Annotated in this window: 13 protein-coding genes; 8 read left to right on the top strand and 5 right to left on the bottom strand. The window is 46.9% G+C overall.

Annotated features, from left to right (window positions below; genetic code table 11):
• Positions 1–55 precede the first annotated feature (55 nt).
• Both NYR53_RS19520 and NYR53_RS19515 read left to right on the top strand, forming a co-directional pair.
• The gene (locus tag NYR53_RS19520) at positions 56–826 is read left to right on the top strand and encodes an SDR family NAD(P)-dependent oxidoreductase (RefSeq protein WP_261300895.1); all 771 of its coding nucleotides are present in this window, start codon (positions 56–58) and stop codon (positions 824–826) included.
• 52 nt (positions 827–878) lie between these two features.
• Positions 879–1,721 carry a DegV family protein gene (locus tag NYR53_RS19515; protein WP_261300894.1) on the top strand — a complete coding sequence of 281 codons (843 nt, stop codon included), beginning with the start codon at positions 879–881 and terminating at the stop codon, positions 1,719–1,721.
• Between the two features lie 83 nt (positions 1,722–1,804).
• On the opposite strand, the gene NYR53_RS19510 is transcribed toward NYR53_RS19515, so the two are convergent.
• Positions 1,805–3,967: a HelD family protein gene (locus tag NYR53_RS19510; RefSeq protein ID WP_261300893.1), complete on the bottom strand. Its 2,163-nt coding sequence runs from the start codon at positions 3,965–3,967 to the stop codon at positions 1,805–1,807.
• A 174-nt stretch (positions 3,968–4,141) separates the two neighbouring features.
• On the opposite strand from NYR53_RS19510, the gene NYR53_RS19505 reads away from it, so the two are divergent.
• The 4 genes from NYR53_RS19505 (at position 4,142) to NYR53_RS19490 (ending at position 6,539) form a co-directional block, all read left to right on the top strand.
• A complete protein-coding gene (locus NYR53_RS19505; RefSeq protein WP_261300892.1) occupies positions 4,142–4,621 on the top strand; it encodes a glutathione peroxidase in 480 nt (159 codons plus the stop codon).
• 260 nt (positions 4,622–4,881) lie between these two features.
• Entirely contained in the window at positions 4,882–5,247 is a 366-nt protein-coding gene (locus tag NYR53_RS19500) for a His/Gly/Thr/Pro-type tRNA ligase C-terminal domain-containing protein (RefSeq protein ID WP_261300891.1), read from the top strand.
• A 20-nt stretch (positions 5,248–5,267) separates the two neighbouring features.
• Positions 5,268–5,957 carry a PIG-L deacetylase family protein gene (locus NYR53_RS19495; RefSeq protein WP_261300890.1) on the top strand — a complete coding sequence of 230 codons (690 nt, stop codon included), beginning with the start codon at positions 5,268–5,270 and terminating at the stop codon, positions 5,955–5,957.
• Positions 5,958–6,002: 45 nt separating this feature from the next.
• Entirely contained in the window at positions 6,003–6,539 is a 537-nt protein-coding gene (locus NYR53_RS19490; RefSeq protein WP_261300889.1) for an MOSC domain-containing protein, read from the top strand.
• 841 nt (positions 6,540–7,380) lie between these two features.
• Here the strand turns inward: NYR53_RS19490 and NYR53_RS19485 are convergent.
• Both NYR53_RS19485 and NYR53_RS19480 read right to left on the bottom strand, forming a co-directional pair.
• Positions 7,381–9,090 (bottom strand): vWA domain-containing protein, encoded by a 1,710-nt coding sequence (locus tag NYR53_RS19485; RefSeq protein ID WP_261300888.1) that lies wholly within the window; start codon positions 9,088–9,090, stop codon positions 7,381–7,383.
• A gap of 12 nt (positions 9,091–9,102) precedes the next feature.
• Positions 9,103–10,404 (bottom strand): AAA family ATPase, encoded by a 1,302-nt coding sequence (locus tag NYR53_RS19480; RefSeq protein WP_261300887.1) that lies wholly within the window; start codon positions 10,402–10,404, stop codon positions 9,103–9,105.
• A 162-nt stretch (positions 10,405–10,566) separates the two neighbouring features.
• On the opposite strand from NYR53_RS19480, the gene NYR53_RS19475 reads away from it, so the two are divergent.
• Both NYR53_RS19475 and NYR53_RS19470 read left to right on the top strand, forming a co-directional pair.
• A complete protein-coding gene (locus NYR53_RS19475) occupies positions 10,567–10,893 on the top strand; it encodes a DUF1904 family protein (RefSeq protein ID WP_261300886.1) in 327 nt (108 codons plus the stop codon).
• 41 nt (positions 10,894–10,934) lie between these two features.
• Positions 10,935–11,432 (top strand): metallophosphoesterase family protein, encoded by a 498-nt coding sequence (locus tag NYR53_RS19470; RefSeq protein WP_261300885.1) that lies wholly within the window; start codon positions 10,935–10,937, stop codon positions 11,430–11,432.
• Positions 11,433–11,456: 24 nt separating this feature from the next.
• Here the strand turns inward: NYR53_RS19470 and NYR53_RS19465 are convergent, their stop codons facing one another.
• Complete coding sequence (locus NYR53_RS19465) at positions 11,457–11,732, bottom strand: MoaD/ThiS family protein (protein WP_261300884.1); 276 nt, start codon at positions 11,730–11,732, stop codon at positions 11,457–11,459.
• Between the two features lies 1 nt (position 11,733).
• The gene (locus NYR53_RS19460) at positions 11,734–12,834 is read right to left on the bottom strand and encodes a WD40/YVTN/BNR-like repeat-containing protein (protein WP_261300883.1); all 1,101 of its coding nucleotides are present in this window, start codon (positions 12,832–12,834) and stop codon (positions 11,734–11,736) included.
• Positions 12,835–12,926: the final 92 nt, after the last annotated feature.

The raw sequence follows: 12,926 nt of genomic DNA, 5'->3' as shown, positions 1-12,926 counted from the left end.
ACAACCCTTCTTTCACAATAATTACCTACTACCTCATAGATTGGACGATGAAAAGATGTTTTTACCTTCATTTCAACTGCAAAATAAAATTGCCTTAGTCACAGGAGCTGGAAGAGGCATTGGCAAAGCGCTAGCCATAGGTCTTGCAGAGGCGGGGGCTGACGTAGCTCTTTTCGCCCGTACAGCAAGTGATATTGAGGAAGTAGCCCATGAAATTCGTGCCTTGGGACGAAAGGCATATCCGTTTACGGTTGATGTCACGAATAGAGAACAGATTGAGGAAGCTGTCCAACAACTCATTGAACAGACGGGCCGTCTGGATATTCTAGTGAACAATGCGGGCATGAATATTCGCAGTCAAGCGCTGGCTGTGACGGATGAAGAATGGGATACGATCATGCAGACGAATCTTAAATCTGCTTTCTTGTGCTCACAAATCGTTGGTCGTCATATGCAGCAAAAGGAATATGGAAGAATTATCAATATCGCATCTGTTGCTGGACAGGTTGCCCTTCGAACTGGAGTTGTATACGCAGCTACCAAAGCTGCGATGATCCAAATGACGAAGGTGCTTGCACTTGAATGGGGGAAATATGGGATCAATGTGAATAGTATTGGACCGTGGTATTTCAAAACGCCTTTGACAGAGAAAATCCTTGCTAATCCAGAATACTTAGCCGACATTATTGCACGTACACCTCTGGGGCGCGTGGGTGAGCTTGAGGAGCTGGTAGGACCCGCTGTATTTTTCGCTTCGGATGCGGCGAATTATGTGACAGGCCAGACTCTGTTCGTTGATGGTGGGATGACCATTTATGGCTTTTAATGGCATACCGCAGGTATTGTTTTCGCCAAATAATAAGAAATGAGTGGACACCATGACGACAATCAAGATTATCACAGATAGCAGTTGCGACCTCCCCGAAATGATCGTTAATGAGATTGGGATTGCGATTGTTCCATTATCCGTACATTTTGGAGAGGAATGTATGCCTCCTGATATGGAGCTTACTGATTTCTATGCGAGAATGAAAAAGGAGAGTGTCCTCCCGAAGACGTCAAGTCCGGCTCCGCAGCTATTCCTCGCTGAATATCAGAAGGCCAAAGTAGATCAAGATATTCTTGTGATCAGTCTTTCATCGGCGCTTAGCAGCACCTACCATCATGCAGTCATGGCTAAAGAGATGCTCCTAGAAGAAGGTTATACAGGTCGTATCGAGGTGATTGATTCGAAAACAACCTCACTTGGACTGGGCGTTCTTGTCTATAAGGCAGCCAAATTGGCGGAAGCGAATGTTCCATTTGAACAAATTGTAGAAGTGATAGGGCAATCTGTGAAGACTTCAGGCACTTTCTTCTTTTTAGACACGCTTGAAAATGTCATTAAAGGCGGCAGGCTCGACCGAGTGAGGGGAGCTGTCGCGTCTGTGCTGAATATTAAGCTTCTAATGAAAGGCAGCGAAGAAGGTGCCATAGAAGTGCTGGAGAAGATCCGCGGCACCCAGCAAGCCTTGAAACGTTTAATCGCCAAAATAGGGGAAGCTCAACACGATTTCGATAAAGATGTGATTGCCGTCGCGCATTGCAATTGTGAGGATAGAGCGCGTGAAGTCTTGGACCAACTCCTTGAGAAATATCCATTCCGTAAAGTGCTATTCTCTAACATGGGCACCGTCATTGGTACTTATGCTGGTGAAGGCGGCGTACTGATTGCTTACTAAAAATGTGAGAAAAGTCGTGACAAAGACACCTATTTACTCGATCCTTATGATCGGTGAACAGGTGTCTTTATTCATTGTTGAAATTATGCGGGATAATGGGTTTCGACAATCTCAGTATCTTCCGTTGAGACCAAAGGAGACAGTTCTCCAGGAGCCATTAGCCATAATTCATGAAGCGCACGCGTACAGCCTACGTACAGCAATTTGGCATCCATAAAAGTGGCTTCGTAATGCCCGGCAGTAACATCCATGAGCAGCACAGCATCAAATTCAAGTCCCTTGGTCAAAAAGACGGGCAGGACCGAAATACCACCGCGATACACTCGCTGCTTGGAAGTTATGAGATTTGTTTCGATGCCAGCGTCTGTCAAAGCATCATGCAGCTCCTGTGCTTGCTTCTCCGTACGGGCAACAACAGCGATTGTGCTCGAGCTCCCTTGCTTCAAGGTTGCGATGGCACGCTGCAGTAGCGGCAATCGGCCTTTGATATCTGTCTGTAGAACGCGGACTTTGTTGCCGCTGCGGAACACGGGCACAGCAAGTAGCGGATTCTCGACGCCTCGTTCCAGGACCTGATTGGCAAACTGGATGATTTCCATCGTTGAACGATAACTGCGTTCAAGTTCGAAATAACCGGTTTCGTCTACCTGAAATAAGCTGGAAAATTCCTTCCAGTCTGTGATGCCTTGATAAGCGTGAATTCCCTGTGATAAATCACCGAGTATTGTAAACGAGCTATTCCGTGTGTATGAATCAAGGACAGCCACCTGGAAAGGTGAAAAGTCCTGCGCCTCGTCGATTACGACATGGTCGAATAACCGGTCTGAGGGAATGCCGAAAAGGCGTGTATGAATATAAAGGAGTGGAGCGAGATCCTCGAGCTGCACTTCTTTTTTCTTGAAAAGCTTCAGCGAAGCGGTAACAATAGGTTCTGGTATTTGGTTGAGTAGGTCGATCGGCAAGCTGTCCGGACGGCCTTTATCTGAGAAAAGTATTTTGTAGAAGCTGAATGCCGAATGATCGGGCCAACCTGTCAGATACGTACGCAGGCGTTGAGAAGCTTTCTTTTTCAGCTCTTTCTTCCGACTTTGCTCCCAAATCTTGTCGAGCTGAATTTCCATCCAGCGTTTGATCCGTGCAATAACACGCTCGCGCCTTTTGACAAGCGGATAATGCTTATTCTCTACAAAAAACCATTCGCGGATGGTTGCAATTGGAAGCTTAACACCCTCCCACGGGATGAAATCCGAGGTAGGCACATAAGACTCCTCGAACCTTGTGAGACAGTCATCCAGGTATTGTTTAAAAGCAATAGACCCTTTAAATCGTCCCGGTGCTTGATCATCAACCGGCGGTCTTTTGCTGCCAAGCGAGAACCAGGTTTGAAGAACGAGTGACTGATCCGCTAGCTTTACTTCTTGGTCGAGCACATCAATTGCCCAATCAGTGAAAGTGCTTTGCTGGATATTTCCGACGCCAAGTTCAGGCAACACACCGGATATGTAATCAAGGAACATGGAGTTTGGCGCAAAAATGATCATCCGTTCTGCACGAACCTGCTCGCGGTATTGATAGAGTAAGAAAGCAAGTCGATGCAGGGCGACAGTCGTTTTACCGCTTCCTGCGACCCCTTGGATAATCAATGCTGTATTCTTCGCTGCGCGGATAATGCGGTCTTGCTCGGCTTGGATGGTAGATACAATGTCGCGCAGTTTATTGTCTTTATTTTCGCCAAGACGGTAAAGTAAGAACTCATCGCCGACGGCTAGAGAGTCTTCATTGCGGTCATAGGTATCAACGACACGCTGGAGAATTTGTTTGCGGACAACGAGGTTGCGCTTGAGATAAACGAGACCATCGATAAGGCCGTCCGGTGAATCGTAAGAAGCAGCGTCAAGCCCACCCGTGAATGAATAGAAAAGGCTAGCGACGGGTGCCCGCCAGTCAATGACAAGCAATTGGCCTGTTCGCTCGTCCTCGACGCCTGATTTACCAATATAAAGCGGAAGGGCGGAAGCCGATCCAGTCTCTTGGAAGTCTAGGCGGCCGAAATAAGGTTCATCAACAGCTTTAGCTAAATTGTTTCGGCCATTCTCGCGAGCTGCCTCTAACGCTTGTTCCGTTAAATCCGGTCCGTAATAAACAGGAGTCGACCTAAGCCGCTCAAGCTGTTTGTCAATTTCCGCATTCGTTCGTTCAAGCTGCTGTAATTCTTCTTGATAGGCACTTTGAGTCTTTGTGTCCAAGATCAGTTACCTCCTAAGATCAGATATTGTCTATTGTATGAAATAAACAGGTAAACAATATATCACACCTGTCAGTATATGGGAAGCTAAACTGTCAAGCTTATGATTTGGGCTCATTGGTAAAGAATGTTATAATAGACTGGAACTTATTATAATTTGAAGGAGTGCTGAGCGATGTCGATCTATCATATTGACGTTCAAACGATCTCAGGAGAAACGAAGTCACTTTCCGAATATAAAGGAAAAGTACTGCTCATTGTAAATACAGCAAGTGCATGTGGGCTTACACCGCATTATAAAGGGCTCCAAAGCTTATATGAACAGTATCAAGACAAAGGATTGGTTGTTCTTGGATTCCCTTGTAATCAGTTTGGCGGTCAAGAACCAGGAACAAATGAAGAGATCCAAAGCTTCTGCGAGCTCAACTACAAAGTATCATTCCCGTTATTTGATAAAATTGATGTGAAGGGTGAACATGCTCATCCTTTATATACTTACTTGTTAAACCATACACCTGAACCGTATCGTACAGGAGAAATCGAATGGAATTTCGTGAAATTCCTCGTTGACGCAAACGGTATTGTTGTTAAGCAGTACAGCGCAAGTACCGATCCAGCAACTATCGCTCCGGATATCGAAGCCATTTTAGCATAGGATAAATAAAAAAAGCTGTTGCATCTACATCAGCGGCTCGCTATAATCATAATAATCATGAAGTTGAAGGAGACGAATCATATGAAGAATACAACTTGGTTCGTACAAATTCATTATTTTTATAGGCGTTAGCACACACCTGTACATATCAGGGTGGGCTAACGCATTTCGCGTTGGCCTCCCTGCGGGATAGCAATTCGCGCAGGACCATAGGTCCGGCGCGTTTTTTTATCTCGTTAAGAATGGGAAGGGTGGATGGTATGCGAAACGTGGAAGGATCAAATGTAGGTTGGAGTTCAGAAAGTTCGTATGGAAAGCAGCTAGAAGAACAAGCTATGGTAATCCTTCTTGACCCTAAAGCATCAGAAGCTGCATATCGAATGGCAAATGAACTGAAACTAGCTGGTATAGGAATAAAGATACTTGATGAGAAGTTGGATGTGGATAAGCAGTTAATTGCTGCGACAAAGCTAGGAATTCGCTTTATTATCTGTATAGGCTTGGCAGACAGTTCGACTGACCAAGTGAAATTAAGGGATATGCTGGATCTGAAAGAGAAAGTGATGCCGATGGATCAAGCTATTTATTGCATCGAAAAAATATATCCGCCAGCAGCTTTTACATAATAAAAGAATGGAGTGAAGAGATGAAGCACCGATATGGATTTACATATGCACATCCGGATGATGAGACGTTTCTTAGTGCATGCATCATTCGCAAACTTGCCGATCAAGGGGAAAATCCTGTTTTGTTGTTGGCAACACGAGGTGATGCGGGAAGACTAGGGTTAGAGCGGGCAAAAGATCGATCAGAGCTGGCTAAGCTGCGAGAGAAGGAGATGGATGAAGCCGCCAAGGTGCTGGGCTTGTCTCACGTGGAGCACTTGGGCCATCCAGATGGTCAGCTTGCAGAGATTGATTTCAATGCTCTAGTTGAAGGCGTCATCTCTTTTATTCAGCGGTATGAGGTCGAGGTACTATTTACATTCCCGGAAGATGGGGGCAATGGTCACCCCGATCATATCACCATCTCCAAGGCGACAACGGCGGCTGTATTGAGCGGGAAATGTCCGAGTGTACGCAAGTTATATTATGCAGCAGCAGCTTCATTGCGAGCTAAAGGTCACAAGCCTTCGATAGAAGTAGATACAGAGGCTGGTTGGCCGATCAAGGCAGCAGCCTTGCGGGCGCATGCAACTCAGCATGTAGCTATCGCCAAATACTTTGGTGACCTTGATGTTTTTCCGGAAAATCGCCGATGGGAAGCTTTTGTGCTGGGTTGGCAGGATGGAACGATGTGGCCCGAGCAGGACCTCACGAAGGTACTGGAAGAATAGGGAAAGAAAGTGGTATAATAGGGGACAAGGCAGGTGAACGACTTCATGGCAATTGTGGCTAAAATTGAAGCTGTACTTATCGCAGATGACGCTTCAACGTTTGTAACGAGAGAAATCGACGGTGTTGAACTAAGTTTTGGGGGCATTGAAGGTGATCGGCACTTCGGGTTATTCGCCAAAGCAGACTCGCGGCAGCCGATGTACAAGAAAGGCGAAGAGATCATGAATCGTCGTCAACTCAGTATTGTATCCTTAGAGGAACTGCAAGGCATTGCGCAGCGACTGGGTGTAGAAACAATTAAACCTGAGTGGTTGGGTGCAAATATAGTAGTGAGCGGTGCCCCTGAATTAACCAAGCTTCCTATGGGAATCCGAATGATTCTGCCAAGTGGCGGCGGACTTGTGTGCGAAGGTGAGAACGAGCCCTGTGCAGGACCTGGCAAGCAGATTGCCAATCATTATGGAGACAGAAGCCTAACTCAACAATTTATCAAACATGCTAGGCAAAGCAGAGGGATTGTCGCTTACGTGGAACGCCCAGGCGAGATAAAACCGGGTGACTTAGTCCAGATTCAAATTTAGTGAAATTATTTTTTTAGGTACCCCCAGAAGTGTGCGCCTCTTCTCGAAGTCTATATTAGAGAGATTTATCATAGAGAATGGATCAGGAAGGTGTGGAGAAATGTCACTTTGCAACTGTGAAAAATGCGGACAAGTTTATATTTCGAAATTTGAAAAGCGTTGTAAAGCTTGCTCCCAACTTCATTTGAAAGAGTCACACAAAGTGAAGGATTTCGTTCGGGCCCATCCGCGTGCCACACTTATTGAGGTTTACCACCAAACGGGTGTATCTTTGAAAACGATTAAAGAACTTATGAGAGCTTGAATATTTAGTAAACGAAAAACCATTGAGAGCTTGAATACATAGTAAACGAAAAACCATGATGATCTTCATTGAAGATTTCATGGTTTTTTATGTGGGATTATATGGCTGCGCCTATAAAAGTAGCGATAGGAACTTATTAAGGATCTTGGTTAGGAACTGGCTAAAGGAACTGGTAACGAATTGGCTAAAGGAATTAGCAAAAGGAACTAGGAGGCGCTATTTGTCCCAATATTCACGTTTATTCGTGTAAAGGGAATTAGGAGGCGCTATTTTGCTGTTCTTGGTTGAAAATAGGGCAGCCGAAGGGAAATAAGTGATCGACGTTCCGTTTCATAAGCAAAATAGTGGCTATCGAGCAAAATAAGGCATTGACGTTCCGTGTATGAAACATAAGGGTGAAGGTAATAGGAAGGCGAGAGCTAATCATCATATATGAATCAGTTGAAATCCGCACCCAGGTTCTCCTGAGACAAATAGCTTAAAAGTCTTTAATTCCCAAGCGGGATTGAAGGCTGTTAAGCTATTTTGCAGCAGTCACTACCGCTTAGCAAACACATCCAACAGAAGTTCATCCTTCACAGGATCTTGTACATCCCAAGCTGTGGCGAATCTGACTTGGTGAGAAACGCCAACAATTTCGTACTTCTGTACGAGATGTTGGCGTGCGGAGCCAATGATGAGCGAATGCAGCCGCAGCTGCTTCTTCTGACCAAGAGCGCCAAGCTTCTGCAGCGTTGCTTTGGAGATTTGGCCGACACCATCGGTGACCATCACGAAGTCGGCATCGTGAAACTGCCGCTCGTGCTGTACGATGTCCATGCCTCTGCTTAGCGGCGCGTCGAAGTTCGTGCCGCCGCCGAAAGCAAGCTGAGCCAGACCATAGAAGCGGTCCCAATCCGGCCGCTTATGCGACAACACATGCTCGATGAGCTCGCCCTTCGCCCCGAACAGGAGCAGGACGAAGTCCCGCCGCTCGAGAAGGGAGAAGGAGGCGAAGGTCGCCGTAAACAGCTGAGCAAGCCGCAGCTTGCTGCCTCGCATGGAATGGGAGGTATCAAGCATGCAGATAACAGGACCTTTCTGCGGCTCTTCTATTGAGCCGGTATAATTGTAGGTCATGAGCTTATTTTCCATCCATTTGACGAGAAAATAAGGCTCAAAATCTTCGTCAGCGAGCAAGCTGGCTTCGCTCGGAAGCAGATGCGCGATGTCGCCAGACTGGCGTAAATCATCGTAGGCTTCCGGGACGTAAGGCGAGCGCAGCTTCTTCCGCTGCACCCGAAGGTGATGGATGTTCCGTCCCACCTCCTGAAGGAAAGACACCAGATCCTTGCTGCGCTTCAGCTTCTCAATCCACTGCACGTAATGCTCGAACGTCTGCCGCCGCAATTTCCCCAGCTCGCTGCCCCAGCGCCGGTTCGCGAGCCGCTGACTCGCTTGCACGAGCTCGTGCACATTGAAGCTGTCCATCTCTTCGAGGGACAGCGTCTCCTTTAAAGCCTGTCCGAGCCAATCGCCAAGCTCTGCCTCGATCTCCTTCATGGCCGCGAGGTCGCGCGCGCTCATGCGGTCCAGCTGCCGCTCGCGGCGCTCGAGTTCCTCTTCCGCCTTGCGCAGCTTCGCTTTGAGCTTATCGCGCCTCATGAACTCGGTGCGCATTTCGTTTTGCAGCTCCGTGATTCGCTGCTTCAGCGAGCGGATCTCCTCCGCGATGAGCGGCCGCGAATCGACAGCTTCCTGTTTGTCTTCGACGGCGCGCTTCCCTTGCTGCAGCGTATAGCCAACGAGCCGCAGCTTCTCGATTTGCTTCTCGGAGAGGCGCTCACTTACGCTCTTTTCCTCTTGTCCGCTCATCTGCTGCTTCTTCTCGAAGCCAAAGCCGCTTATTTTCTGTTCCTTATGCCTGCGTTTGACTTCCTTCTCATAGGACTCGGTAAGCCACATCAGCGCCTTTAGCGCTGTTTTGAAAGAGGCATTCACTTGCCCGATGGTACGAGGGTGAATGGACACATAGAAGTACTGCTTGCGCAGCGTTAAGACCATCCAACGGTGGAAGGGGGTTTCCTCTACGGTGCCGTCCACTTCCGGCTTCGTTAAGTAGAAGCACATAAAGAAATCCGCAAAAAGTTCAATTGTAAACCAAGGGGCTTGCCTTACGGCTTCGCGCATCCATTCTTGTGCGACGCGCGATGAGTGTACGTAGCCCTCGAACACATACCTGTCAACCCGAGTGCAGCGTATGATCATAGTGGTAACCTCTTATAACGTATAGTCGTATACGATTCCTGGGATTTCCCGGTCAAACAATGTGCGATATAAACCTTGGATGGATTGCAATATGCGCTCGCCCTGAATGCGCAGGTGTGTGAATTTAACGGCATACTGCTCAGGGTGCTGCAGAAAGATAGATTGGGAAGCGATCCATTCCGGCAATTTCTTTTCTTTCTCCTGCCAGGAGACAAGTCTGCCTCGTAAGCTTCTAGCTGTTTCTTCCAGTTCCGCTCGGCAATCTTCCAAAGTCGCTTTCAACCGCTCAGAAGCATCTTTATTTAAAGCGCCGCCGATTTCTTTTTTAAATTGGAAGGCATGTAATTCATCTTCTTTCTCCAACCATTTTTTAACCGTCAAGTTATATTGAAGCAGCGGGAGCTCTTGTTCCATTTCTCGTTTGAGCATGTCCTGGAATAAGGTGTCGAAGATCGCTTTGAGCTCTACCAAATCTTCAGGGAAATCCCAGAGCATATGCGGGGTTAGTACGGTATCCCACACATTGACAGCGCTGCGTCCATGGATGGCTGCTGAAATCTTCCACGAATGGCCAATCTTGTGGTAGCGGCGATCCGAAAGCACATATTCTTTCTCTTCAAGAGCTGTCTTCAATTGAAAAAGCATGTAAACCAGCGCATCTGGCAATTGCACCTCGGCCGCTTGTGATTTCAGCTGCTTCACCAATTCCGTTGACAAGAGGGTAGGGAGAGGTGTAGTTGGTGCCTGAAACATGAGTTCAAAGCTGGAAATTTGCTTGACATATTCAACTTCAAATCGGAATAGGAAACGGTCGTACAGCGCTGCTAATTGTTCGTTATCTTCGGGTAATTCATTCGATGCTGCCATTAAGAATAAAAGGGGAGACTGCTGCTTCTGCCGTCCATTAAAGAAGACACGTTCATTCAAGACAGAAAGGAGCGCATTCAGTATGGCGCTGTTCGATTTGAATATTTCATCGAGGAAAGCAAAGCGAGCACTTGGTAAATAGCCGTCTGTGAGCCTAACATACTCATCATTTTTAAGTTTTTGCAAGGAGACAGGCCCGAATAATTCGTCCGGTGTTGTGAATCGGGTTAATAAATAATCATAATAAGGTTCGTTACCGAATAATTCAGCCGCAGCGCGTGCTAATTGAGATTTGGCTGAACCGGGAGGTCCAACTAATAAGACATGTTCGCCGCTCATGATAGCGAGCAGCAAGACACGGATGAGCTCTTCCCGTTCCATGAAGCGTTTTTCGAGATGACCCATAGCTTCTCTTAATTTGTTCTGTATGACGATGGGTTCTTTCACATTGTTGTCCCCCTTGGCGTAATCAAAGCTCGTATGTTTACATTGTATCAAACTGACCGGCAAACATCGAATATGCTACAATGTAATCTGTAGTGTCTACATGACATTAACGCTGCACAGGCAGTTTGCAGTCTTCCAAGAAAATACAAAGGAGCGTTTCCTATGCCCCAAATGATCGTTAGAGGAATTAGTGTTCCTCAAATTCAATCCATTAGTACGGCTTTAATTGAAGAACTAGCTCAAGTATGCTCCTGTGGAACAGACAACTTTATGTTGGAATGTCTCCCCACAGTTTCTATATTTGAAGGGAAAGAAGTCGATCCTTATCCTTTTATAGAAGTAGGATGGTTTGAGAGAGGGCAGGAGACGCGTGATGAGTATGCTAGAGTACTAACCAAACACGTTCATTCGCTTGGCATTCCTGAGGTAGAGATCGCCTTTCGCGTATACCGGGAGGATAGCTATTATTGGAATGGGAAGTTAGTTTGAAGGAATTCATGGCTAAATGATTAAACGAAGGAGTGATCCCTATGCGGATTGGTGTAATCTCGGATACACATTTATCACCGCGTGTTCAGAAACTGCCTGATGCTTTAATTACAGGTTTACAAGGTGTTGATCTTATAATTCATGCGGGAGATTGGGTCAGTGAGCACGTTGTTGATCTCGTTGAGCGAATCGCACCGTGTGAAGCTGTGGCCGGCAACAATGACGGACCTGATATTATTGAACGATTCGGCCTGAGGAAAATACTGTCAGTCGGCAACTGCCAGATTGGTCTTATCCATGGAGACGGCTTTCGCAAAACGACAGAGGAAAGAGCCCGAGAAGCGTTCCAGGCCGAGCGGCCGGATATCGTCATCTTCGGACATTCCCATGTTCCATACAAGCAAATGATGAACGGAATTCTCATGTTTAACCCGGGCTCGCCAACGGATAAAAGAAGGCAGCCGCAGTACTCTTACGGTATCATCGAGCTCGGTGATAGCATTCATGCGGAGCATTTCTTTTATGATAGCAAGGTTTAGCATCTTACATTGCGTAATCCCGCATTAACCTCCTGAGACAGCTTGGAAAACGATAAGCTGATCACCTTGCTGCAGCGTGATATTTAAATCTTCGAGCCAAGCGATATTCATGTCATTGTAATAAAGTAGGACATGCTTGCGGACTTGCCCGGTTTCGGTCCAAAGATGAACGCGCAGCAGGGGATAGCTCGATATTAGTTGATTTAGTGCTTCCTGTAACGTAAGCGCATCCAATTGAAATTTGACGTTTCCTCCTGTGCAATCACGCAGCAAGGAGGGGACGCTGACGGATATAAGCATGCTAGTCCTCCAAAATCATTGGCTTCACAGTTAGGATTCGTGATAATTGTCCAGGCAGACGTTCCCAACTTTCTCCACGATCTAGTGAACAATAAATTTCACCTGAAGTTGTTCCAAAATAAAGACCATAAGGCTCAAGCGCATCTACAGCCATCGCGTCTCGCAGTACGCTGACATGTCGTTCTTCATCTGGGAGCACATCCCCAATGGGCTTCCAGTAGTGTTCACCGCGTGCCATTCTGTAGACAATTAACTTGCCGTCACGCATAGAGCGTTGTTCGCTGCTTTCAAGCGGGATAAGAAATAAATCGCCTGTTGGTGAAATGGCAATCGGAAAACCAAACGGGGCATCGCCATCACGAAGTGTAAGGCCTTCCTCGATCGGAAGCCAACTATCACCGCCGTCGATGGATTTGAACACCCCGCTATGCTCCTGCATATAGAGAACATCGGCGTTTTCCGGGTCGAGCACCATCTTGTGCACACAGTATCCGACACTCTCTTCCGGTTGACCTGTTGGTACTCGGTTTAATCCGTTGTTACAGGGCTTCCAGCTAATCCCCCCGTCAAGTGTACGGAAGACACCAACCGCGGATATTCCAATCCACATGCGCTGCGAATTCCTTGGATCAATGAGAATGGTATGCAAGCACATACCGCCGGCTCCGGGAAACCACTGTGGACGTGTGGGGTGCTTCGTTAAACCATCTAACTCTTGCCACGTTTGACCGCTGTCTCGACTCATGAATATTCCCGCTTCTTCGACACCCGCAAAAAGAGTATCAGGCTGAGACGCAAGACCAGGCACCAGCTGCCAAATACGGTTTAGCGAAAAACCACTTTCCTCGGAGTACCTTGGACTATCTGCAATCTGTTCCCACGTTTCACCGCCATTGCTAGACATTCGAATTGTCGCACCATAAGCAGCATGAGAGGTTCCTGCATACAACTTATTTGCTGATCGTGTATCTCCAAGAACACTATAAGCTTCCCATCCTGGTAAAAAAGGTCCTTGCATGGACCAATTTCGTCTTTCAGTCGTTGAGGAATAGATGAAAATGCCTTTATTGGTGCCGACAAGCAGTTGAAAGCGCTTTGACATATGTGGCCTCCTTTAATTATACTCCAAGGTTAAGTTCGACAGATGGCAAATAATTCCTTCTCCAAAATGGTGTCATTTCCTTAGTTTGCTTA

This window comes from Paenibacillus andongensis, assembly GCF_025369935.1.
Classification (GTDB): domain Bacteria; phylum Bacillota; class Bacilli; order Paenibacillales; family NBRC-103111; genus Paenibacillus_E; species Paenibacillus_E andongensis.
This window is presented reverse-complemented; position numbering and strand designations above follow the sequence as displayed.